This window comes from Rhizobium sp. 01T437 (assembly GCF_056398505.1).
The window spans coordinates 22040-44965 of sequence record NZ_JBFTPM010000013.1 but is presented as its reverse complement, the minus strand read 5'-3'; the positions used below and the strand labels follow the sequence as shown (position 1 = coordinate 44965).

At 59.1% G+C, this 22926-nt stretch carries 24 protein-coding genes; 9 read left to right on the top strand and 15 right to left on the bottom strand.

Going from position 1 to position 22926, the window contains the following annotated elements; translation table 11 throughout:
- Positions 1-373: 373 nt before the first annotated feature.
- From AC1DM5_RS24485 to AC1DM5_RS24460, 6 genes are all read right to left on the bottom strand, one after another.
- Complete coding sequence (locus AC1DM5_RS24485) at positions 374-1063, bottom strand: HAD family hydrolase (RefSeq protein WP_477823811.1); 690 nt, start codon at positions 1061-1063, stop codon at positions 374-376.
- Entirely contained in the window at positions 1060-2046 is a 987-nt protein-coding gene (locus tag AC1DM5_RS24480; RefSeq protein ID WP_477975890.1) for a UbiA prenyltransferase family protein, read from the bottom strand. Before AC1DM5_RS24480 ends, AC1DM5_RS24485 begins: the two co-directional genes overlap by 4 nt.
- A gap of 29 nt (positions 2047-2075) precedes the next feature.
- Entirely contained in the window at positions 2076-3665 is a 1590-nt protein-coding gene (locus AC1DM5_RS24475; protein ID WP_477975888.1) for a hypothetical protein, read from the bottom strand.
- Positions 3666-3868: 203 nt separating this feature from the next.
- Entirely contained in the window at positions 3869-4519 is a 651-nt protein-coding gene (locus tag AC1DM5_RS24470; protein ID WP_477823808.1) for an esterase/lipase family protein, read from the bottom strand.
- A gap of 196 nt (positions 4520-4715) precedes the next feature.
- The gene (locus tag AC1DM5_RS24465; protein WP_477975886.1) at positions 4716-5255 is read right to left on the bottom strand and encodes a cytochrome b; all 540 of its coding nucleotides are present in this window, start codon (positions 5253-5255) and stop codon (positions 4716-4718) included.
- Positions 5252-6298, bottom strand: coding sequence for a catalase family peroxidase (locus AC1DM5_RS24460; RefSeq protein WP_477975884.1), 1047 nt, complete (start codon positions 6296-6298; stop codon positions 5252-5254). Before AC1DM5_RS24460 ends, AC1DM5_RS24465 begins: the two co-directional genes overlap by 4 nt.
- A gap of 630 nt (positions 6299-6928) precedes the next feature.
- Here AC1DM5_RS24460 and AC1DM5_RS24455 point away from each other — a divergent pair.
- Positions 6929-7237 (top strand): type II toxin-antitoxin system TacA family antitoxin, encoded by a 309-nt coding sequence (locus AC1DM5_RS24455; RefSeq protein ID WP_477975882.1) that lies wholly within the window; start codon positions 6929-6931, stop codon positions 7235-7237.
- Positions 7237-7779 (top strand): GNAT family N-acetyltransferase, encoded by a 543-nt coding sequence (locus AC1DM5_RS24450; RefSeq protein WP_477975880.1) that lies wholly within the window; start codon positions 7237-7239, stop codon positions 7777-7779. Before AC1DM5_RS24455 ends, AC1DM5_RS24450 begins: the two co-directional genes overlap by 1 nt.
- Positions 7780-7858: 79 nt before the next feature.
- Here the strand turns inward: AC1DM5_RS24450 and AC1DM5_RS24445 are convergent, their stop codons facing one another.
- Entirely contained in the window at positions 7859-8176 is a 318-nt protein-coding gene (locus AC1DM5_RS24445) for a hypothetical protein (protein WP_477975878.1), read from the bottom strand.
- A gap of 76 nt (positions 8177-8252) precedes the next feature.
- On the opposite strand from AC1DM5_RS24445, the gene AC1DM5_RS24440 reads away from it, so the two are divergent.
- Positions 8253-8507: a type II toxin-antitoxin system Phd/YefM family antitoxin gene (locus tag AC1DM5_RS24440; protein WP_477975876.1), complete on the top strand. Its 255-nt coding sequence runs from the start codon at positions 8253-8255 to the stop codon at positions 8505-8507.
- Entirely contained in the window at positions 8504-8926 is a 423-nt protein-coding gene (locus AC1DM5_RS24435) for a PIN domain-containing protein (RefSeq protein WP_477975874.1), read from the top strand. The genes AC1DM5_RS24440 and AC1DM5_RS24435 overlap by 4 nt, the downstream gene beginning before the upstream one ends.
- Before the next feature lie 110 nt (positions 8927-9036).
- Here the strand turns inward: AC1DM5_RS24435 and AC1DM5_RS24430 are convergent, their stop codons facing one another.
- Genes AC1DM5_RS24430 through AC1DM5_RS24395 form a run of 8 tightly spaced genes read right to left on the bottom strand, consistent with a single transcriptional unit; the run spans position 9037 to position 17148 of the window.
- The gene (locus AC1DM5_RS24430; RefSeq protein ID WP_477975872.1) at positions 9037-9984 is read right to left on the bottom strand and encodes a dihydrodipicolinate synthase family protein; all 948 of its coding nucleotides are present in this window, start codon (positions 9982-9984) and stop codon (positions 9037-9039) included.
- Positions 9985-10009: 25 nt separating this feature from the next.
- Positions 10010-10963: an ABC transporter ATP-binding protein gene (locus AC1DM5_RS24425; RefSeq protein ID WP_477975870.1), complete on the bottom strand. Its 954-nt coding sequence runs from the start codon at positions 10961-10963 to the stop codon at positions 10010-10012.
- Positions 10964-11980, bottom strand: coding sequence for an ABC transporter ATP-binding protein (locus AC1DM5_RS24420; protein ID WP_477975868.1), 1017 nt, complete (start codon positions 11978-11980; stop codon positions 10964-10966). It lies immediately after the preceding gene.
- An 8-nt stretch (positions 11981-11988) separates the two neighbouring features.
- Positions 11989-12906: a dihydrodipicolinate synthase family protein gene (locus AC1DM5_RS24415; RefSeq protein ID WP_477823802.1), complete on the bottom strand. Its 918-nt coding sequence runs from the start codon at positions 12904-12906 to the stop codon at positions 11989-11991.
- Positions 12907-12924: 18 nt separating this feature from the next.
- Entirely contained in the window at positions 12925-13803 is an 879-nt protein-coding gene (locus AC1DM5_RS24410) for an ABC transporter permease (RefSeq protein WP_477975866.1), read from the bottom strand.
- Positions 13804-13805: 2 nt separating this feature from the next.
- Positions 13806-14765 carry an ABC transporter permease gene (locus AC1DM5_RS24405; RefSeq protein WP_477975864.1) on the bottom strand — a complete coding sequence of 320 codons (960 nt, stop codon included), beginning with the start codon at positions 14763-14765 and terminating at the stop codon, positions 13806-13808.
- Between the two features lie 57 nt (positions 14766-14822).
- Positions 14823-16421, bottom strand: coding sequence for an ABC transporter substrate-binding protein (locus AC1DM5_RS24400; RefSeq protein WP_477975862.1), 1599 nt, complete (start codon positions 16419-16421; stop codon positions 14823-14825).
- Positions 16405-17148, bottom strand: coding sequence for a FadR/GntR family transcriptional regulator (locus AC1DM5_RS24395; protein WP_477975860.1), 744 nt, complete (start codon positions 17146-17148; stop codon positions 16405-16407). Before AC1DM5_RS24395 ends, AC1DM5_RS24400 begins: the two co-directional genes overlap by 17 nt.
- 201 nt (positions 17149-17349) lie before the next feature.
- Here AC1DM5_RS24395 and AC1DM5_RS24390 point away from each other — a divergent pair, with 201 nt between their 5' ends.
- The 5 genes from AC1DM5_RS24390 (at position 17350) to AC1DM5_RS24370 (ending at position 22816) form a co-directional block, all read left to right on the top strand.
- Positions 17350-18099: a GntR family transcriptional regulator gene (locus AC1DM5_RS24390; RefSeq protein WP_477823797.1), complete on the top strand. Its 750-nt coding sequence runs from the start codon at positions 17350-17352 to the stop codon at positions 18097-18099.
- Between the two features lie 68 nt (positions 18100-18167).
- The gene (locus tag AC1DM5_RS24385) at positions 18168-19685 is read left to right on the top strand and encodes a putative N-acetylmannosamine-6-phosphate 2-epimerase (RefSeq protein WP_477975858.1); all 1518 of its coding nucleotides are present in this window, start codon (positions 18168-18170) and stop codon (positions 19683-19685) included.
- Between the two features lie 52 nt (positions 19686-19737).
- Entirely contained in the window at positions 19738-21069 is a 1332-nt protein-coding gene (locus AC1DM5_RS24380; RefSeq protein WP_477975856.1) for an ABC transporter substrate-binding protein, read from the top strand.
- A 56-nt stretch (positions 21070-21125) separates the two neighbouring features.
- Positions 21126-21998 carry a carbohydrate ABC transporter permease gene (locus AC1DM5_RS24375; RefSeq protein WP_477975854.1) on the top strand — a complete coding sequence of 291 codons (873 nt, stop codon included), beginning with the start codon at positions 21126-21128 and terminating at the stop codon, positions 21996-21998.
- Positions 21995-22816 (top strand): carbohydrate ABC transporter permease, encoded by an 822-nt coding sequence (locus AC1DM5_RS24370; protein ID WP_477823793.1) that lies wholly within the window; start codon positions 21995-21997, stop codon positions 22814-22816. Before AC1DM5_RS24375 ends, AC1DM5_RS24370 begins: the two co-directional genes overlap by 4 nt.
- Positions 22817-22926: the final 110 nt, after the last annotated feature.

Sequence of the window (22926 nt, the reverse complement as noted above, 5' to 3'; positions counted from 1 at the left end):
GTCACAGGAATAAATGCTGGTCACAGCACGGCGACGCGAAGTGGAAACGCTGGCCGGACGAAAAGTCGTGGGAAAAAGGGCGAGGCAGAGAATCTGTCCGCCCGGATGGCTCTACGCGTTGAGGTTCGACATGAATGATTTAAATTTCAGGAATATATGGAGAGATCGCAAATTAGCGTTGCACCATTTTTTTCGAAATGATCCGCCCCTTGGCTGGCGGATCCGAGGAGCGCACGCGTCCAGGTGGCTTCGGTTCTATGGCCTTCTCGGTGGCGGTCTGCCAGACGCCAAGAGTGCGGAATCTCACATATATTAGATCGGTTTGCGAGACCATCGCAGGCTCTCTACAAGGATCGCGATATCTCAGTGTGCGTCATCGTCGCAACGCTGCGAATAACTGGTCCGAATATGTCGAAAATGTCAGCCAGCCCTCCCGCGGCTTGTCGGAGCGAATGAGTGGCAGGACACCGGCGCGGCGCGCCGCAAGGCCATCCCGCTCTGGCCTGTCCCCAATCAGAACTGTTTGCGCCGGCCCCACGCCAGCGCGTTGCATCAGCATCTGCAAGCCGCGCGGATCCGGCTTCAGGATGCCGACGTCGGGATCGCTTGAGGCCAATACGTAATCGGCCGACAGTGTCATCTTCTGCAACTTCTGGTCGGCGGGATAGTCAGAATAGATTCCGATCGCCTTGTTCTGCCGTCTGAGCGCTGCAAACAGCTCCACCACTCCTTCATACCGGCAGGATGCGATATGGGCGAGCGGACGACGTTCGATCCACTCGCTGACGATTGCCTCTATCCTTTCGGTTGGCTGGCCGGTTCGCGCGACGGTTCGCGCCATCAGGCTCGCCTGAAAATCGTCGATCTCCTCCTCTCCGACGGTTTCGCGCAAGGAGCGGTATGCGCGCAGCACACACAGATTGGTTAGGCTGCCGCTCGCCACCGCATCAGCAATCATTTCGCCGGCCATCCGAAGGCGTAGCCTGCGCTGGTTGTAGAGTGTCCCATCGACGTCGAAGGCGACGAAGCGGATACTGCCCCAGTCGACATTCCCCGCGATCATCGGATGGTAATGTAGTGCTGCTCGGTCAGCGTCACCAGAAGCGGGATATCGACAAGTGTCGTGAAGATGAAGGCCACCACCAGGGCCGCGACGATCGCGATCAGGCCAGGCTCGCGGAACAGCTTTTCCGGTTTCTGCGCCGTAGAACCCGGTTTCGTCGCCATCACGAAATAGGCCGTGAATAGGGCAACGACGAAGGGCAGGACGAGCATATACTCGATGCGATACTTGACCAAGAAGACAGACAGAAAGGCAATCGAAAACAGCGAATAGGCAATGCAGGAGGCGGTTAGCGAGACCTGCGTATATTGGGCGAAACTCGCCCGGTAGCGCGACAGTAGCTCCTTTCCATGCGAAGCGACTATCTCGTCATATTCCGACAAGCGCTTGGCCGCCATCAGGAACGCGCCGCCGAACCAGTATGCCAGTATGATCGATCCCGGCGGGAGGCTCGTGGAGTCGATCATTGACCAGCCGATCACCAGGCGGATCGGATTGTTGATCGATTCCGAGATGACGTCGAGATAGACCTTGTCCTTGCTTCTGATCGGGTCAAGATTGTAGAGGATTCCCTGAATCGCGAACAAGCAGGCGGCGAAGAACAGAAGTTTGCTCGAAAGGATGGCGCAGCCGAGGCCGACGATGAGCAGCAGGGTCCATTCGAGCTGAACCAGTCTGCCGTTCATTGCGCTTTGTACGGCGGACCGCTGCGATTTCGTCGGATGATGTCGGTCAAACTCGCGGTCGAACCACTCGTTAATGCAGTAGTTCGCGGATGCGATGCAGAGCGCGGTCACAAGTCCGAGCAGGATCGAGGGCGCCAGGTCGTCGTTTCTGACCCCTCGGAGAAGATAGGCGAGGATGATGCCGGGAACGATGAAGACATGCTTCGTGCTGTGATCGAGCCGTGCAATGGCGATATAGTCGCGCAAACCCGCTCGGCCTGATGCGGTCACCCTGCGGTCACCCAAGCTTGTGTTCATGCCCGACGCCTCCTTCATCATCAGACGGTCTATTTCCGATCACCGTCCAATAGATACACATCATAGGTTTCGAAATAATTCGCAGGGCCGAATTCGGCGAGCAGCGTTGTCGTGGACAGAAAATCGTCGATCTGCTGACGCGAGGCATGGAAGGTCCAGTTGTAACCCTCCCGGTAGACCTGGTCCGGAACTATTTTCTTCAGCTTGTGCTGCATCAGGATTATCACCGGAGACCCGGTGTCGGCGCGCAGGTCCTGGCTGGTTTTCAGCGTCTCTCCGAGATCCACGTCGAGCTTACCCTTCTTCGTGAAGCGGACGTACGTCCCGAATTTGCGCTCGCGGGTCAGATATAGTGGATTGTCGATGTAATATGGCAGAGCTTCGGCGAGATAGTCCGGCTCGGCAACAATGGTTGCCTTGGCGAGTTCCGGCCGGGAGCCGATGAGACGGGCAAGATCCGCACTGCGGCTCTCGACCCTGCTGCCACCAATTGCATCGGTCACCTTGTTGAACCCTAACGATACCTGCAGCCCCGCCATTATCACCAACAGCCCGCAGCCGAAGCGAACCACCGCATTCGAACGGAGCGCCTGTTCTCCTGAAAAGCAATCCGCGATCCGATCCCAACTAATCCAGTAAAGCGACAGGCAGAAGCAGAACCAAACGAGCGCATGCCTTTCACCGCCGGCCGATGCCAGGTTGGAAAAGAGCGAGAAGACGAGAAGCGAGACAACGGCCCCGACGAAAGCGGCGGGTTTCGCCAGAAGGCCGAGCGTGGCACCGAAGAGGATTAGTGATCCGATCGGGATCGGCACGGCCGGGAATAGGGCGCCCGGTGTCGTGCTTGCTGGGTTTAAGAGCGCACTCACGGCCAGTTCGACTGGTGAAGTCATCGAGAGATCGACAACCGCGGCATCGTTGAACGTCGGCAGGATGGTGATGCCGCAGACCACCAGTCCGGCCGTCGCGATCACCGCATTGACGAAGAAGTTGGTCAATGACGGCAACGAGCGCATGGCGCGGTCTTCGAGGAGGTCTAGGAACCAGAAGAGCAGGAAGCCGCCGGTCATGATGGCGGCAATGACATTGGTGTTGGCGAGGAGAAAGAGCAGCCCGCCGATTAGATATCCTCGCGTCCGCCAGGCCTGGTAATTTGCGGCGATGACGAAGAGCAGCAACGCCGATATGCCGTAGTTCCTGGCCATGACGGAATATTCATAGGCGAAAGCGTCGCTTCCTATGATCAAGACGACCAGAATGAGGGGGAATGGTGAGCGGAAGAGAAGCAAGATCACTGCGGCAGTGGCGACCAGCAGGGCAAGGCCGGGGAGAACCTCTACGCTTCCGAATATCAGATGTGCAACACGCAGAAGCAGATACCAGGCCGCCGGATGACCCTCACCATGGATTGTCCGCAGCATAGCCCATATGCTGTCGCCGGAAAGAGCCAGTGTCAGGGCACGGACCTCATCGCGAAACATCACATGATGGAATACCTGAAGGCCGACCGCGACGAGCCAGACAGCCAGAATGACACACTCGACGATCCGGCGGGACCGGGTTCGCGGCTGCGCAAGGCGCTCCAGCAGGCCGATCGAGTGTGCTGTTTCAGTAGACATGATCCTCGAACTACCATCCAGACGAAACAGGCGGCCTGCCTCGAAACCGATGCTGCCGGCACCTTGCCCGGCAGCGCTCTTCGGAACGTCGTTGCGAGACCTTCCAGAGCACGATCACCTTCTCTAGCGGCTGAATGCTAAGATAAGCTTTAGTGTCGCGTATCTAAAGTTGGTGGCAACTGGTTCGAATCCGGTCAAGGCGTTCATCGGTGAAACTTGCCGTCTCGAAGAAACGAAAGGGCTTGCGCCCACATGACTTTGTTCGATGGAATGAATGTGTGGTTGGCAGCGATCGCGATATGGTCGGCAGCTCCGGCTAGTCGCGTGCTTTCTACCGTTACCTTACCGTCGTTGGTGATTTGATAGCCGATGATCAATGACGAGACGGGATCGATGGTTCGGGTTCCGGCGACGATACCCAGTTCGAAATCCACCTGACCGAAAATATGGGCGAACGTGCTCTGATCGGTGACGAGCTGCTGGCCGGCAGGGCCGAAAGCTGCTTTATACAGCGGCACCTTCTTCAAGAAATCTGCGACCTGACTGCCATTATTTGGAGTGCCGATCATCACCACTCGCCCGAGATTTGATGGTCGGTAGTTCTTCAACATGGCCCTGATGACCAATCCACCCATGGAATGTCCTACCAGGTGAAGACGGCCTTCTCGGTTGCTCTCAGACGCATCTTCGACTTCCTCAGTAACGATCTCCGCCAGCCGTTCAATGGGGTAGCGGGTCGAAGGATAGTTGACGTTGCGCGTAATGTAGCCTTGGGCTTGCAGGTACTTTTCAAACTTGCGCATGGAAGCGCTGGTCCTCCTGATGCCGTGGAGAAGAACAACGGTGTCGGTCATGTCAAATGCCGTCTCTCGGTCAAAAGGAAATCAGGGATTCCCGGGAAGCCGGGTCTGCTTCGTGGCTGGTGTGAGTTCGTGGTTGGCCGCCAAAGGACGGTTCCAAGAAAGCGAACTCTATAGCCGAATGATCATACTCAGCGCTGCCTCGGTTGAAGGCCTGGCAGTGACGATAACCCTTCCACGAACACCACCGCTATCTGCCGGGCAGCATAGTCTCGAGGACCCCATCGCGACGGACGAGCCCGTGAAAAAGCGCCGCCGCAAGATGCATCAACACAAGAGCGAAGAACGCGAAGGCAAGATAGTAATGCGCGCTCCAGAGGAGTGCGTGCAGGGTGTCGCTCTGCGGCAGTATCGGGGGGAGCCTTATGCCGCCATAGAGCACGACTGGGTAAGCGGCGGCGGACAACATCGCCCACCCGATCAAGGGCATCCCTATCATCAGCACGTACAAACCTACGTGGGACAGATGGGCGGCAAGCTTCATCGGTTCCGGAAGGTCTGCGGGCAACGGTGGAGCGCCGGATATGAAGCGAATCACGAGGCGAACCAGGGCAAGGACAAGAATGGCGATCCCGAGCGTCTTGTGCGTCAGCAAGAGCGGCACATACTGACGTCCGATGGTGGAAACCATTCCGACGCCGATGAAGAGCATTGCCAGGATGCCTATCGCCATCAGCCAGTGCAACAAGCGCTGGATGGTTGAGAATCGTGTCTTGATTCCGTCCGTCATGGCCTCGCGCTCGCTCCTGTTCGAGGATAACTGCTCGCTTCCGATGTCCGCAGATCATAGGATTTGGCATAGGCTGCCGAGCGGGCCGCGGGGAACGGATCGTCGGAAACCTTGATTCCGTCAGGCAGGATGGTCGGGTCGAAATTGATGTCACGGCACGGGCCGTCCGCCTCCGGCTCTATTTTCTGCACGACCAGAGTTCCAGCTTCGATAGTACGTCGCCCCGGCGGCCAGGCCTTGGTAGGATCTGATATCGGATCGGAGGGATCGGCCACCGTCAGCAGGAGCGTCCAACGCTGAGGCGACCTCGCAACGCGTTCGGTGATATCTTGCTCAAGATGATTGGCGCCGAGCTTGGCGAAGTCTTCGGCCGTGATCGGCGCGGCCTGCGCCTCCGGACGCAAAGACCAACGAACGGCGTGCTCTGCGCCCGACCCATCCTTGAAAATGAATGCATTGAGGCTGTTGAACGCCACCTCGGCGTAGCTGGCCGTCCAGGGAGCCTTGGTCGCCCACTCGCCGAACGCAGCGAATTCTGGATGCGCTGCCACAAAGCCTTTCATCGCTTCCGGATTCGTGCTCGCGGACGCATTAAGCAAATCGTAGAAACCTTGCGGCGTGGAGACCGCGAAAACAGGCGGATCGATCAGAGCCATCCGCCAGACGTTGCCGTCAGGCGCCGAGATCTGTACGCCAATGCCCCGAACTCGAACTGTCGGATCGGCAGCATTCGGGTCCGGCGTTGCAAGGTTGAAGCGGCCAAGGACGGGGTACTGTCCGGCGGCAAGCATTGACGCCCGTGAAATCGCACTACCGTTCCCGTTCGCTTCGAATGTGCCAGTGAAGCAGACGCCCTTTGCGTGGTTTCTCCGATGTCCGAGAGCAGGTCCGCCAGGAGGCGCCAACGCACTTACTAGCTTCGTCGACGTAAGGCGGTCAGGGCTGAGCCATCCCGCAGTGTAGGCAAACGCGCCGACACCGAAACCTACGACGGCCGCTATCAATACGAAGGATCCTAGGGCGGAACGCTGCGGGCCAGGCATCCAAGACTCTCCCTTCGTGCCAGTTTAACGCGGTGCGGGGGCTTCGATTTCAGTACACAATGAGAAGTAGCCGGGTTCTATGCGCAGGGCGCACAGGGAAGATGCCACCGTCGAGCTGCCAGGTCAAACCCTTGCCGCGAACAGTCCAGGAGCTCGGCCGGCGTGCCGAGGGTTTGCATCAAGATTGCGGTGCATCTTCGGCAACCATTGAGGCTTTCGCGTCGAACTGGCTGCCGACAATGCCTTTCGAACCCCTTGGAGATCGAGATTTGTCCCGTATACAGATGTATCTGGCTGCTGTCGCCAGGATTCGGACAGATTGCCCGCGCCTAACCCAGGAGAACGCGCCCCATATTGTCCAGTCCGTCAATGTCGGGTCCGTACCCGGTGACATCGGGACGGAGTTCGGGGTGGCATGCCATGAGATCACTCGCTCTCCTCCTGTCTCGACTAACGATGAGCCGTTGACGTTCGCCTGCCCACATGCACGGTGCGCAGGAACCATAGACGTTGCGCGACGTTCGCTGCACGTACGCACACACGACGTACAAAGATCCGTATACCAACTTGCCGGGTACGTCATTTTGACGTACACATAGCCACACTGTTGCACCCGAATAGGAGGCGACTATGGTTGCTTTCAAAGACATGACTACCGAAATCGATGAACCAAACGACGCACGTATGGGCTTCCGTATGAAGGCGCGCATCAAGACGGCAATTCAACGCGCTGCTGCGCTGTCGGGTGTAGACGACTCCGCTTTCACGATCAACGCTGCTTATCAAGCCGCCATGACGACGATTGCCGTTCATGAACGGACCCTTTTGCAGCCAGCCGATCATGCTGCGTTTTTTGCTGCACTGGACAACCCGCCAGAGCCGACAGATAGACTTAAGGCTGCTTTCAAGCGTCACAGCGAGACCGTCGTTTCAAAATAATGCCGCAAAACGAAGCGCCAAAGCCAATCATCGAGCCGCTCGATCCCTCAAAACATGATCGGGCGGCTTTTTCGTGCGGCATTGAGCAGGTCGACAATTTCTTTCAGAAGACCGCAAACAAGCTTCAGAAGAGCGACAATCTTCGTGTTTTCGTGATGACGCAAGACGGAGGCCCGGTGATGGGCTTCCACGCCATCAACAGCCACGCTGTTGATTATACGGAGCTTCCGAAAAGGTTCGCCCGCGACCGGCCCGGACATGGGTCAATTCCCGCGGCCTACATCTCAATGATCGGTCGTGACTTGAAATTCGCTGGCAGCGGATACGGCGGCGACCTGCTGATCGATTGCTTGACGCGAATAGCGCGTATCTCGGATGACATAGGTACGGCAATCGTCATGCTCGATGTCCTCGATTGCGGTGATGCAGAGCGGACCGAGAGACGAGTAAAGCTTTACAAGGAATACGGCTTCCAGCCTCTGCCAACAAACGCGATGCGGATATTCATCCCAATCGCGACGATCAAAAAGATGTTCGACTAAACCCTGCCGCTCATGGAGTTCTCGACGGGTCTGTCGTAAGGATTTCGTCATGAGTTTAGAAGGTGAGGTCTCGTCGACTTCAATGTGCAAATCTCCTGCACGAAGCCAAGCCATCCCGGATTGAATAACTCGGTACATGAACCATGGCTGACAGTGCAGCCTTGTTCATCCCGAGCTTGATTTCTAACAGCGTAAACCGCACTTGCGTGGGAGTCGCACCAAATAGAGTCTTCTCCATGCCGGCAACGCTGATTCGTCCGCGCAACGTCTCAAAGTTATGGACAATGCAGGAGAGCAAGAACTTCGGCGGAGCAGCCAGAATATAGCTCGCGTCGTAAGAGCTGGTATTCTCAATATCTTGACAAAATGAGATGTGGTTTTTTGGTTCGTATCCCATCAAGGCCCACCGTTAGATATTGCTTCACTGCAAATGATACCCTCCATGTAGGTACGTTCCTACATGGAGACGTTCTATGACCATCACGAGTTTATCGAGCCGGGAGCTGAACCACGACGTCGGCAGGGCAAAGAAGGCTGCCAAAAACGGACCTGTCGTTATCACAGATCGCGGGAAGCCGTCCCATGTGTTGATGGCCTACAGCGAGTTCGAGCGCCTGACTGGTAAGCGCCGCAATCTGGTCGAAGCTCTTTCAATGCCTGGTTTGTCGTCCATTGATTTCGATCTACCTCGAGCCGAAATCGCGCCTCGCGGGGTCGATCTGTCTTGAAGTATCTGCTGGATACAAATGTCGTCTCAGAGTTGCGCAAAGTTGGCGACGGTAATGCCGATCCGAATGTGACGAAGTGGGTCGGTGCGCAAGATTCCAACGACCTGTTCATTTCCGCGATCACGATCCTAGAACTTGAGCGTGGGATATTAGGCATCCAGCGTCGCACCGCTGACCAGGGTTCTCGTTTGCGGCGATGGATGGATAGCCGGGTTCGCCCTGAATTCGCTGAGCGAGTTCTGCCAATCGATGACGCGGTAGCTACGCGTTGTGCCCACCTACATATTCCAGACCGCCGCAACGAGGCTGATGCTCTGATAGCGGCAACTGCGCTGGTTCATGGTCTAACTGTGGTCACACGGAATGTTCAGGGTTTCGATGGTACAAACTTGATCATAATCGACCCATGGCTAGACTGAAATCGGCGCGGACAGGCGCGAGGGGCTTTCGCAAAGTCCTAGGATTTCTTCAGACTTGTGCTGGATTTAAGGGCTGGCGGTTCGTATCCGTTCAAGACCTCCAACACGCCTCAAACTTTGGCTGAGTCAAATAGATCAGGGAGTGCAGACCTTGCAATGCTTCGCAACCTCACGGCTTCCGCGGCGTCGATCGATCGGTAAGGAAACCGCAGACGTGTCCCCACGGGACCCCAATTGCCGATCGCACTGAGCAATTTGTCGAGAGCAGCGTTCGAAAAACCCATGTTTTGGCGGAAGGGGACAATGTGATTGTCCATGAATGCGCATATGCGTCGCTCGAGATCTAGTGCGGCATCGATATTGCTCCGCATCGATGCCGTCCACATTTGAGCGCCGCGGGGGCTGAGACAAGCAACATTGGAAAACGAGCCTGCCGCTATACCCTCCTTCGTGCCGGTCGCGAGATGATGGCCGGGAACGAAGAGAGACTGGCCTGAAAGGTGGCGACGAGCCTCTTCATACCAGGAGCTGTCGCCGTCGGCGAGCTTGATGCCTGTCACACCAGGCACTGACGCGCAGACCAGGCCGAGGTCCCTGGGCGTCAGTACGCGTTTTGCATGTGGCGGATTGTAAAGAATGAGCGGAATTCCACTGGCCGTTTCCGCAGCACGGTTCAGGAAGTCGATCGCTTCGGCATCGGTTAGCGGCCACCAGTCTGGTAGTATCACCTGAATGGCGGCGGGATCGAGTGCGCTGGCCCGGCGGACGCGGTCGAGCATGATCAGCGGGTCCGGCTGGCAAGCGCCAATTACGAATGGTGTCGAGGATGCGGTGCAACGCTCGGCCAGCAACGCTTGTATCCTGTCGAACTCCTCCTCGGTCTGATTGTGGAACTCGCCGGCGGTCCCGTTCGAATAAATGCCATCGACTTTGGCGTCGATGAGGATATCGATCTCCTCGCCGAGCTTATCGAACTCGATGCTGTCGTCGGGCGCAATCGGCAGCAGCAGGCTCGCCCAATTGCCGCAGATGACTGGATGCTGCTCCTTCGCGTCCATCTATCGTTTTCCCTGAGGTTTCAGTTCAGTTGAGATCGTCGCGAATGCAGGCCTTGAATCGGCCGGGTGCGATTTCCCGCAGTGGGGGAATTGTAGCGGCGCAGGCATCGAGCGCACTCGGACAGCGCGTGCGAAAGACGCAACCGCTCGGTGGGTTGGCCGGACTTGGAATATCGCCTTTCAGAATCTGCCGGTCGCGCCGGGCATCCGGATCCGCCGATGGAATGGCCGAGAGCAGCGCGCGCGTATAAGGATGCTGCGGTCTTGCATAGAGGTCGGCGCTTGGCGCGATCTCCATGATACGGCCGAGATAGAGCACGATCACCCGGTCGCAGATATATTCGACGACGGCAAGGTCGTGCGAGATGAACAGCATGGTCAGGCCGAGCCGCTGCTGCAGTTCGCGCAACAGGTTGATCACTTGCGCCTGGATCGACACGTCGAGCGCGGAGACCGGCTCGTCGGCGACGATGAATTCTGGCGACAAGGTCAAGGCGCGAGCGATGCCGATGCGCTGGCGCTGTCCTCCTGAAAACTCATGCGCGTATCGATTGATCGTGTCGGCCGGCAACTCGACCTGCGCCAGGGCGGCTTGCGCCCGTTCAAGCCTTTCGCGTGCCGATCCGATCCCCTGGATCTTCAAACCTTCCGTGAGGATTTCGCCGATCGTCATACGCGGCGACAGGCTGGCGAAGGGGTCCTGGAAAATATACTGCATGCGCGGCCGTTGTCGTCTGAGCGCCGAGGCGGAAAGCGCGGTGAGCTCATTCCCGTCGAAGCGGATGCTGCCCGAAGAGGGTTCGACGAGGCGAAGGACGGAACGCCCGATCGTGGTCTTTCCGCTGCCGGATTCGCCGACGAGCCCGACGACTTCACCCTTGCCGATATCAAAGGAGATACCCTGAAGTATATTCAGCCGCGTACCGCGAGAAGTGTAATGTTTCGAAAGGTCGCGGACGGAGAGCAGTGGTGCGCTCATCTAGATCTCCTGCCATCTGATGCAGCGGCTGCGATGCTGCGAATTGATCTCTTCAAGCGCGGGAACCGCGGCGCGACAGGCATCGATCGCGAATTTGCAGCGCGGGGAAAAGGCGCAGCCGCTCGGCATGTTCATCAGGCTCGGAACCATGCCGGGAATGGCGGAGAGCTTTTCACCGGCCTGTTTCATCCGCGACGCGTCGCCAAGGCGCGGCATGGAGGCGAGCAGGCCCATCGTATAGGGATGCTTCGGATTGCGGAAAACCTCACCGACCGGCCCTTCTTCGACGATCCTTCCAGCATACATCACCGCCACGCGATGGGCGATTTCGGCGACTACACCAAGATTATGGGTGACGAAAAGCATCGCCATGCCGCGCTCGCGCTGCAGCTTGAGAAGCAGATCGAGGATCTGCGCCTGGATTGTCACGTCGAGTGCCGTGGTCGGCTCGTCGGCAATCAACAGTGCCGGATCGCAGGCCAGCGCCATGGCGATCGTGGCGCGTTGCCGCATGCCGCCAGAAAGTTCGTGCGGATATTGGCCGGCGCGGCGCCTGGCGTCCGGTATGCCGACGCTTTCAAGCAGCGCGACGGCAGCATCCATCGCGGCCTTGCGCTTCGCACCGCGATGGATGCGGATCGGTTCGGCAATCTGGTCGCCGATCGTGAAAACGGGATTGAGGCTCGACATCGGCTCCTGGAAGACCATGCCGATGTCGTCGCCCCTGATCCTGCGCATGCTCTCTTCGTCGAGGGAGACGAGATCGCGGACCGCACCGCCCCTCGTAGCAAGGCGGACGCTGCCTGCCGCGATTACGCCGATGTTACGAGTGAGCAGCCGCATGACCGACAGGCTGGTGACCGACTTGCCGGAGCCGGATTCGCCGACGAGCGCAAGCGTCTCGCCGGCGGCAACGGTAAGGTCGATATCGTTGACCGCCGTGATCTCGCAGCCACGGACGCGGAAGATCGTTCGCAATCCCTTGATGTCGAGTACGGGTTCGGCGGTCTGTTCCATCGGCCGACTCAGTTCAGCAGGCCGGTTGCACGCAAGATCTCGTCGATCCGTGCCGTTTCCGCATCGTTTAAGAAGGCACGCGGCCGTGGCATGACGGCGGAATCGATGATGCCGAGGCTGCGCATGGCAGTCTTGAAGGCGCCGATGCCCGATGCGCCTCCGCTGACACGGCCCTGTGCGACCCAAACGATTTCGAACAGGCGGCAGAGGCGCTCCTGCTCTTTCTTCGCGGCGACCCAGTCGCCGCGCTGTGCGGCATCCCAAAGGCGCACATAGCCGTGCGGATCGACATTGGCGATACCGGGAACGACGCCGTGGGCGCCCATCAGCAGGGCGTTGTCGACGACGATCTCGGAGCCGGTCATCAGGAAGACGTCCTTGTGTTCGGCAAGGTCGAGGAGCGCATAGCGGAAATTACCGTCGTCACCGCTGGAATCCTTGAGGCCGATGATGGCGCCTTCCCTGGCAAGGGTGACGACGGTCTGGCGCTGCAGCTTGATGTGAACGCAGACGGGAATGTCGTAGGCAACCAGCGGAACGTCCACCGCGTCGCGAATATAACGGAAGTGATCGAGGATCTCGGACTGGCTGGTGACGGTATAGAAGGGTGCAGTCACCACCACCGCATCCGCGCCGGCCGCCTTTGCCACTTTCGAATGAGCGATGACGCGATCGGTGGTCGGATCGATGACGCCGACGATCAGCGGCACTCGGCCATTCACCACCTTGGCCGAATGCTCGATGATTTCCCGCCGGGTCTTTTCGTCATGGAAGACCACCTCGCTCGTCGAGCCGAGCACGAATACGCCATGGCAACCGGCATCGATCAGGTGCTCGAGCACCCGCGTATAGGAGGGATAGTCGACGGTGAAATCCGGATTGAGCGGTGTTACGACGGGAGGGACAACACCCTTGAATTTGGTCATTTTCGCTTCTTTCGATTGTCAGTTCAGTTCGGCACGCGGGTCGAAGGCATCTCTGAGGCCATCGCCAATGAAGTTGATTGCAAGTACGGCAAGGATGAGCGCGGCGCCGGGGAAGAGCCACTGCCACGGATATTGCTCGAGCACGGCGGTCGAGCGTGCCGCATTCAGCATATTGCCCCAACTGGCCGCCGGCGGCGCGATGCCGAGACCGAGGAAGGACAGGCCCGCCTCGAGCAGGATGGCATTGGCGATCTGGAGCGTCGCATAGACCACGAGGATATCGATCGAGTTCGGCAGTCCGTGGCGAAAGAGCAGATGTCCTATGCCGGCGCCCATGCCGCGGGCTGCCATGACGAAGTCGCGCTCACGCAATTCCAAAAGCCGGGAGCGGATCATGCGTGCAAGCAGCGGCCAGGAAAGCAGCGAGATGACGAGCACGGTCGGCCAGATACCGGTACCGGCAATCGAGGCAAGCACGAGTAGAAAGATGACGGGCGGGAGGGTCATAACCAGATCGACGAAACGCATCGAGACCGCGTCGGTCCAACGTCCTGCCAACGCCGAGATGGCCCCGAAGAGAAAGCCGATAACAGCGGAAAGGGCGGTCGATGCGACGGCGACCAGGAGCGAAATGCGGCCGCCTTCGAGCACGCGCGCAAAGACATCGCGGCCGACGCCGTCGGTTCCGAACCAGTGCGTTGCGGTCGGGCCACTATTCATCGCCAGAAGATCGATGTCGTTCGGCTGGAAAGCCCACCACAGCGGATAGGAAAGGATCAGCAGTAGCATCGGAACGGCAATGCAGACGCCGGCAACGGCTGCGCGGTTGAGCAGGAAGCGGCCGAAGGCGCGGGCAAGTGGCCCTGGGCTGCGGCGTTCAGGGGAGCGTGCGAGCATGCTCAGCCCACCTTGATGCGCGGATCGACGACCGCATAGGTGATGTCGGTCAAGAGATTGATGACGATAACGCAGGTGCCGATGACGAGCGTCGCTCCCATGATGACGGGGTAGTCGCGGGTCTGCACGGCATCAACGAGCAACAGACCCATGCCCGGCCAGTTGAAGACGCTCTCGATGAAGATGGCGCCGCCGATTGCAAGACCGATGGTGGAGCCGATCAGGGTGACAATCGGAAGAAGCGCATTACGCAACGCGTGCTTGGATATGACCCAGAATTCGAGAACGCCCTTGGCGCGGGCCGTGCGTACGTAATCCTGGTTCAGGACTTCGAGCAACGAAGCGCGCATATAGCGCATGATCAATGCGGCTTGCGCGACAGACAGAAGTGCGGCCGGCAGGATCAGATGATGGAGGAGGTCGCCCACCGAGAATTCCTCGCCCGGCGTCAGCATGCCACCGGATGGCATCCAGTGCAGGCGGACGGAAAAAACATAAAGGCCGATCAGTGCGCTGAGGAATGCCGGGCTCGAAATGCCGGCAAGCGCAGCCACCGATAAGGAGAGATCGGCAAGTGAATTGCGGCGAACCGCGCCGATCACCCCGCAGGCGATGCCGAAGACGATGGCGAAGACAAGAGCGGTGCCCATTAACAGCACTGTCGGGCCGATCCGTGACAGCACCAGACCGAGAACCGGCTGGTCGAGACGCTTGATCGAATAGCCGAGATTGCCCATTACCGCCTGCTGCAGCCAGCCCAGATACTGGATGGGCAGGGGCTGGTCGAGCCCGAGCTTTCTGCGCAGATCGGCGAGATCTGACGGTGACATCGGCAGGTTCGGATCGATATAGGCATCGATCGGATCGCCGGGTGTCAGGCGCAGCAGCAGGAAGATCAGCATGCTCAGGGCGACGAGCATGCCTATTCCTATGATCAGGCGTCTAAGACTGTATCGGAGCATCGTCAATCCGTCTTGTCAGGGTGGCCGAGGCCACCCTCAAGGCTTTGCGGAAAACGCCTATTCGGCGATCGACCATTTCTGCGGATCGGCCTGGTACGGGCCACCGCCCGGTGCCGGCGTCCAGACGAAATCCTTCACCTTGGTCGAGACGATGCCGTAGCGGTTTGCCACCCAGAGCGTCCCCCAGGGCAGGTTTGTGTTCATCACCTTGCAGACGTCCTGGTAGGCTGCATCCCGCTTGGCACTATCCGGCTCGGCAAGCGCGCTATCGAGTGCCTTGGTCAGATCAGGCATGCGAACCCTGGCGACGTTCGGGCCGGCCGGAGGGATCTGTTTCTCGTTGAGGCCGACATTGATGCTTCCGGCATCCGGACCATTCTGCAGCCCGGCATAGACCATCTGGAACTGGGCAATATCCGGCGTCGCATTGAGCACGATGCTGTTATAGGTCGGCGCATCGACGGCGCGCGGGACGACATTGATGCCGACCTGGGCAAGCATCGCCTGGACCGCGGCAAGGACGTTGGTCGCAAGTGGCGTGGTATAATAGGTCAGAAGCGTGATCGGCTTGCCGCCGTTGATCTGGTCCCAGCCGGCTTCCGTCAGTAGTTGTTTCGCCTTTTCCGGATCGTAGGCATAGGTGTCGATGCCCTGCGGTACCAGCTGTTCGGCGACATAGGCACAGTTGGCGGGCTTGGCCGCGCCGCCATAAAGGGTTTTGATGATGGCCTCACGATTGATCGCGTACATCACCGCCTTGCGGACGCGCGCATCCTTCCAGATCGGGGAATCGTGGTTGAAGCCCAGATAGTTGACGACGAAAGAGTCACCTTCGATGACCTTGAAGTCCTTGTTGTCCTTGAAGGTCGGCACGTCGTTGGAATCGACATAGGTGAACTGGATTTCGCCGGATCTCAGCGCCGCGATCGCTGCCGCCGGATTGGCGAAATAGCGATTGATGACGCGTTCCAGGGCGGGCTTACCGCCGCGATAATCGGTGTTTGCGGCAAGTTCGACATACTGATCCGAGACGTATTTGGTGAACTTGAACGGACCGGTGCCGATCGGGGCGGTAGACCACCATGTGCTCTTCGCCAGCTGATCGGCCGGTATCGAGGAGAGTGCATGCTCGGGCAACATCATCACCTTGGTCATCGTGTCGAGAAAACTGCTGCTGGGTGCGCTGAGCTTGATGACGACGGTCTGATCGTTCGGTGCCTCGATGGACGATATACCCTTCAGCCGGGCAGCGAGTACCGAACCGGTTTTCGCATCCATCGCAAGGCCCATGGTGAACTTCGCGTCCTTGGCGGTGAACGGCTTGCCGTCATGCCATTTGGCGTCCGCCAGCTTGAGCGTGTAGGTCATCTGGTCCGGGCTGACCTCGTAGGAGCTTGCCAGCGCGCCAACGACCTTCTGCAGCTTCTCGTCATAGGTGACCAGCGGTTCGTAGTAGACGCTGAGCCAGGTGAAACCGGCAGTCGCGGCAAGCGGATTGAAATTGCCCTGGAAGCCGCCGGGGCCGACATCGAAGCCGCCGGACAGAGTGGCAGCCTGCGCCTCTGTCGCAACGCCCGAAGCGACAAGAGCCGGCACGGCAACCGTCGACAGCATGGCGCCAAGGGCGATAACGGATAATCTAGACAGTCTTTTCATGTGTTCCTCCCACGTTTGAACTTGTCTTGTTGTTGGCAATCACCCGGGCAATGCCCTCGTAGTGACGATCCAGGCGCCTGCGCGCCTCCTCCAGATCCTTTGCTTCGATTGCATCGACGATCGCGGCGTGATCGCGCCAGGTTGCCATCGGATCGACATTTTCGAGGTTGACGAAATCCGATGCCTTGTAGAAGGCGAGCCAGAAGACATCGATCAGCCGCACGAGCGTTTCATTGTCCTGGCAGCGAAACAGCAGCCGGTGGAACAGCTGGTCGTCCTTGGCAAAGGTTTCGCCGCGCTCTGCATGGGTGCGCATACGATTGACGGTGGCGCGCAGCTCGGCGATGTCTTCCTCACTGATCACCTCGATCGTCTTGCCGATCAATCCCACCTCAAGAGTCCGGCGGATTTCGATGACTTCTTCGATCTGCCGCAGGGCGCCGCCAAGGCCGTAAGCGAGGTTGTCGAGAAGCGGCTCGAACGAAAAGGCCTTCACGAAGATGCCGACACCGCGCCGCGTCTCCAACACGCCGAGCGATTCCAGCGCCTTGATGCCTTCCCGCAGCGAATTGCGGCTGACGCCGAGTTGGGTGGCGAGCTCTCCCTCGGCCGGCAGCAGAGTTCCCGGCGCGAGGTCGTTCTCATCGATATAAGCACGCAGGCTTTCCTGCACGGATACATGCAGCAGCGGGGCGCGTGTCAGCGGCTTCATCGATTTCATTGCCATACCCGATCTTCTTCTCACATCGCCATAAGCGTGAAAACTTACATATCCACTTGTAGGATATCTGTCAAATGGGCAGGTTTGATTTCTCGGTGCTGGCTGCCTGCCGTCGAGGCAATTGCCCTTTCACTCTAATACCAGTATAGATCCAGACGTGCCCCGCGGAAAAAAATCGAGGTACCGCGAACGGTTCGGGGAGAATTCATGGCGACGGATGAGCTGATCGACGTGATCGGTAAGGAATTGCAGGCATCGGCGTCCGGCCTGCCGCTATACAAGCAACTGAAAACAGCGATCGAAACCGCAATCCTTTCGAATGCGCTGAAGGCTGGTGCCGTTCTGCCGGGGGAACGCGTGCTTGCCGAGACGCTGTCGCTCTCCCGGGTGACCGTGCGCAAGGCGCTTGCGTTGCTCGATGAAGAGGGCCTCCTCAATCGCCGTCACGGCTTCAAGACCGAAGTCGGATCACGTGTCGAAAAGTCCCTCTCCACGCTCACCAGCTTTTCGGAGGACATTCTCGCACGTGGGCTCGTTCCGGGATGTGTATGGCTTTCCAAGCAGATAAGTCGCCCCTCTCCAACCGAGATGATGGCGCTCGGCGTTGCCGGAAACAGCAACATCCTGCGCATGAAGCGTATCCGAACGGCCGATGGCGTGGCGATTGCTGTCGAGACCTCAAGCGTGCCGGTTCGATTCATCCCTTCGGCGGACATGGTTGGCGACTCACTCTACCAGGCGCTGGAGGCGCGTGGCTTCCTGCCGCAACGCGCCGTCCAGCGCATGCGCTCGCGCCCGGCCTCCGCGGAGGATGCGCAGCATCTCCATTGTGAGGCAGGAGCGCCGCTGCTGATGACGGAGCGCCGCTGTTTCCTTGGCGATGGCCAGATCGTCGAATACTGCGAGAGCCGTTACAAGGGCGACGTCTATGACTTCGTGTTTGAACTGACGAGATGATACCAGTTATAAACTGGTTGTAATCTGGTACTTTCCCATTATCGTGATGCCGAAATGGAGTGTCACGATTGCAGCGCGACGACATCAAGAAGAGTCTTATCGTTTCCTGTCAGCCGGTTCCCGGCGGGCCAACGGACACGGCCGAATTCGTGACCGGGTTCGCAAGAGCCGCCATCGATGCCGGCGCAACGGCGTTGCGGATCGAATCCATCGCCTATGTAAAAGCCGTTCGTCCTGCCGTGAGCGTACCGATCATCGGCATCGTCAAGCGCGATCTCGATGACAGTCCGGTGCGGATCACACCATTCGTTGCCGATGCCGAAGCGCTGATGGATGCCGGCGCCGACATCGTCGCCTTCGACGCCACGGATCGTGTGCGCCCGGCTCCCGTCGGGGCGCTTGTGACGGCGGTCAAGGCGCGGGGCAAGCTGACGATGGCCGACTGCTCGAGCCTCGAAGACGCGAGGAGCGCATTGGCGGCCGGGGTCGATTTCGTCGGCACCACGCTCTCCGGTTATGTCGGCGGCCCCGAGCCGGTCGATCCGGATATTTCCCTGATCACGGCCATGCGTGCGCTCACCCCTTATGTCATCGCCGAGGGGCGCATCCGCACGCCGGAGCAGGCTGCAGGCGCAGCCAAGGCTGGGGCTTTTGCTGTTGTCGTGGGCTCGGCGATCACGCGGACCGAACACGTGACATCGTGGTTTCGCGATGCCGTCACCTTGGCCTACGAGGCCGACAGTCCGCAGACAGCGCTTGCCATCGATATCGGCGGCACGAAGACGATGGCCGCGCTGGTCAGAGGCAGCGAAGTGCTGGACGAAATAACAGTGCCGACGGCGCGGGAAGTAGGTCCTGATGCGTGGCTTGCCGCCATCGCCGACTCTGTTCGTTCATGGATGGATCGCTATTCCCGCGTCGGCATCGCGGTAACGGGGTTCATTCAGGACGGATGCTGGTCGGCGCTCAATCCGGCAACGCTCGGCATTCCCGACCGATACCCGTTGGTCGACAAGGCAACCGCGGTGTTCGGCAAACCGACGTTGGCCATCAACGATGCGCAAGCTGCAGCCTGGGGCGAGTACAGGTTCGGCGCCGGCGATGGCGGGGATCTGGTGTTCCTCACCATCTCGACCGGCATCGGTGGCGGCATCATCGTCAATGGTCGTCCTCTTGGAGGGCTCGCCGGTCATTTCGGGCTGATCCGCGGGCCGTCTTCAGGGCAGTCGCCTCTGGAAGATCAGACATCGGGCCGTTGGATGGCCGCCGAAGCCGCCAAGGCTGGGCATCCGGCAACGGCCGCCGAGGTGTTCGGGCATGCCAATAGAGGCGAGGCCTGGGCTGCGGCCCTCGTCTCGCAATCGGCATTCCGCGCGGCCACGCTCTGCCGCGACATCCAGATGATGCTCGACCCGAAGCATATCGTCATCGGCGGCGGGATCGGTCTTGCCGCGGGCTATCTCGATCGGATGCGCGATTGCCTCGCAGGTGTCGATAGCAGGCTGGCGCCCGTTCTCCTGCCCGCCAAGCTCGGCAGCCGTGCCGGTATTATCGGTGTGGCCAGCCTTGCAGTTCAACGTGACTGACTACTCCAGAAGACATGCATCCAGACCTAACAATAAAAGAAAGGGAACTACGATGACATTGAACAGGACGTCCTTATCCGCTCTTGCCTTGCTTCTCGCAAGCGTTGCGCTGCCGGGTACCTCGAATGCGACCGTCACCGTTCTCGGCTGGCCGGGCGGGTCGGAAGAAACGGCGCTCCGCGCGACCGTCGAAGCTTATAACGCAACATCCGGTATCAGCGATGCCGACAAGGTCGAGCTTTTGTTCTTCAACCGGGAGGGTTTCTACGACAAGCTGCAGGCCGACATGGCAGCAGGCTCGACGGCCTTCGACATCAACCTCGTCGCCACCTACTCGATTGGCCGTTACGCGCCTTACATGCAGCCGATCGATCTCGACAGCGCTGCGGTAAAGACCTACGGCGAATCTGTGCTGAAGACCATGCAGTTCGACGGCAAGCAGTACGGCGTGCCGACGGATCTGTCGCTCCACTTCATGTATTACCGCAAGGATCTGATCGATGCGCTGATGAAGGATGATGCGGCCAAGAAGAAATATGCCGAAATCTCCAAGCGGTATCTCGGCAAGGAATTGCAGCCGAAGGACCCGGACAGCTGGACTTGGGACGACTGGGCAGCAACGGCTCTCTATTTCTCCAAGCAGGTGAATTCTGAAAGCCCCGTGCGTTACGGCACCGTCCTGCAGATGAAGAACCTGCTTTTCAACATGATGGTATTTCAGTCCTTGCCGCGCTCCTATGGCGGCGACTGGACCGACAAGGAGGGCAATGTCACCGTCGATTCCGACGCCTACAAGACTGGCCTCGAACTCTACAAGAAGCTTTATGACGCAGGCGCCTCGCCCAAGGATTCGCTGAGCTACGAATATGCCGAGACCAATGCCGCCTTCGGTTCCGGGCAGGCCGCAACGGCGCTGCAGTGGAATGCCGCTGCCGCAGATCTCACCAGTGCCGAGAAAACCCCCGCCGTTGCCGAAGTCACCGGCATCGTGGCGCCACCGGCCGGGCCGGATGGTCGCGCTGACCATATTCACGGCCTGGGTCTTGGCCTCAACAAGAACGCCAAGAACAAGGACGGCGCCGTCAAATTCCTGAAATGGCTGGCGACCGAGGATGCCGCCTTGCTTTATGCCCGAAAAGGCGGTTCTCCAGCCCTTTCACCTGACGTGGTCGCGAAAGTCGCCAAGGAACGTCCTGATCTCGTCAAGCTCGGCGAGTTCGCCAGCAAGTATGGGTACGTCATGAACGGGGCGACTTCCGCCAACGCACTCTCCGTCTATGAATTGCAGGCGAAAGAGTTCACCGGCTACTGGTCGGGCCAGCAGAACCTCGACGATGCGCTGGCCCATACCAAGGCCGGGATGCAGGACCTCCTGAAGAAGTGATACCCGCCGGACGCCCTGCTTCCATGCAAGGCGTCCGGCCCATCCGGCGGATCGAAATGGCTATCATAAAACGTGCCGAGGGAAGGGCCTATCTCACGCCGCTCGTGGGGTTCCTGCTGTTGTTTCTCGGCTTTCCCGCAGTCATCAACCTTATCTATTCGGTCTCGACCGTCGACTTCCAGACCCTGCGAAGTCCGGCGCTGAGTGGCTTCGGCAATTACCTTGCCGTGCTTGCCGATCGCGATTTCTGGCGCGCCACCTTCTTTTCCCTGCGTTTCGGCATTCTGACGGCGCTCATCGAGTGCCTGCTTGGGCTGTTTCTGGCGATCTTTCTGGCGCCTCTATTGTCGAAGCGCTCGGCGCTGATGGCACTTCTTATGCTGCCGCTGATGGTGGCGCCCGCCATGATCGGTCTGATGTACCGGCTTGTACTGCACGAGTTTGCCGGGCCGGTGCCCTACTATCTTTTCGAGTGGTTCGGCGACAGCCCGGCTTTTCTCGATGTCGCTCACGCGTTCTGGACGCTGACGGTGGTCGAAACGCTGCAATGGACGCCCTTTGCCTTTCTATTGTTCTACATGGCCTATGTCGCCGTGCCGCTCGACGTGCGCGAGGCGGCTGGGCTCGACGGCGCGTCGGCCGTCAAGCTTCTGTGGTACATAGAGCTCCCGCTGATGCTGCCGACGTTGGTGATCGCCTTCTTCATCCGCTTCATCGACGGATTTCGAGTCTTCGACAACGTCTACGCGCTCACCGGCAGCGGTGCAGGCGGCTCGACGACATCGCTGTCGATCTACATCTATCAGGCGTTTTTCAAGGAGGGTGCGATCGGCAAGGCAGTGGCGGCGTCCGTCATCCTCTTCCTCGCTTCGCTGAGTGTGCTCTACGGCCTCAACTGGCTGGCCGGCCGCAGGAGGAGATCGGCATGATCAATGCGCTCCGCTGGCTCGTCTTTGCCGCAGCCGCTCTAGCAATGAATTTCCCCGTTATCGTCACGCTCGTCACCTCGTTCAAGAGTGCGCGTGAACTTTCGACCAATCCTGGTTTGTGGATCAGCCAGCCAACGCTGGAAAACTACCTGAGGGTTTTGACGCAGACCGACCGCTTCAACATATATTCCTATCTCTGGAACAGCACCGTCGCCTCGTTGATCGGGACTGGGCTTGCAATCGTGCTCGCTTTTCCGGCCGCCTATGCGATTGCAAGGAGCGAGGCAGGTAAACACACGTTGCTGCCGATCGTCGTCAATCTACGCGCCGTGCCGCTCATCATTTTCGCGATCCCGCTCTACATGATGTATCAGTGGCTCGGCCTTCTCGATACCCAGCTCGGCCTCGGCCTGATCTTGACAATCGTTAACACGCCGCTGGCGCTCGTCATTCTCGTCAATGCGATTTCCGACGTCCCGCTGGAGCTGGACGAGGCCGCAAGGGTTGACGGCGCGAGTTCGTGGCGGATCATGATCAGCATCATTCGGCCGGTCGTGCGACCCGCGTTGGTAACGACCTTCATCTTCGGTTTCATCACCGCCTGGAACGAGTTCCTCTTCGGGCTGATGCTGACGACGAACAGGGCGGTTCCGACCACGGTCGGTGCGTCGTTCTTTTTTGCGGCAAGTGGCGGCGGTGTCCAATGGGGCACAGCATCCGCGGTCATGGTCCTCGGCGCACTGCCTCCGGTCTTCCTTGGCCTGCTGATGTATCGGCAGATTTCCGGCTCGATGACGACAGGGGCTATCAAAGGCTAGGCGAGACATCGAGACGACAAACGCGAGGACTTGCGAGCCTTCCATGAATGTTGCCCGACTTGAGTGAATCCACCTAAAATCCAATGCGTGTTCGGAGTTCGAACAACTTC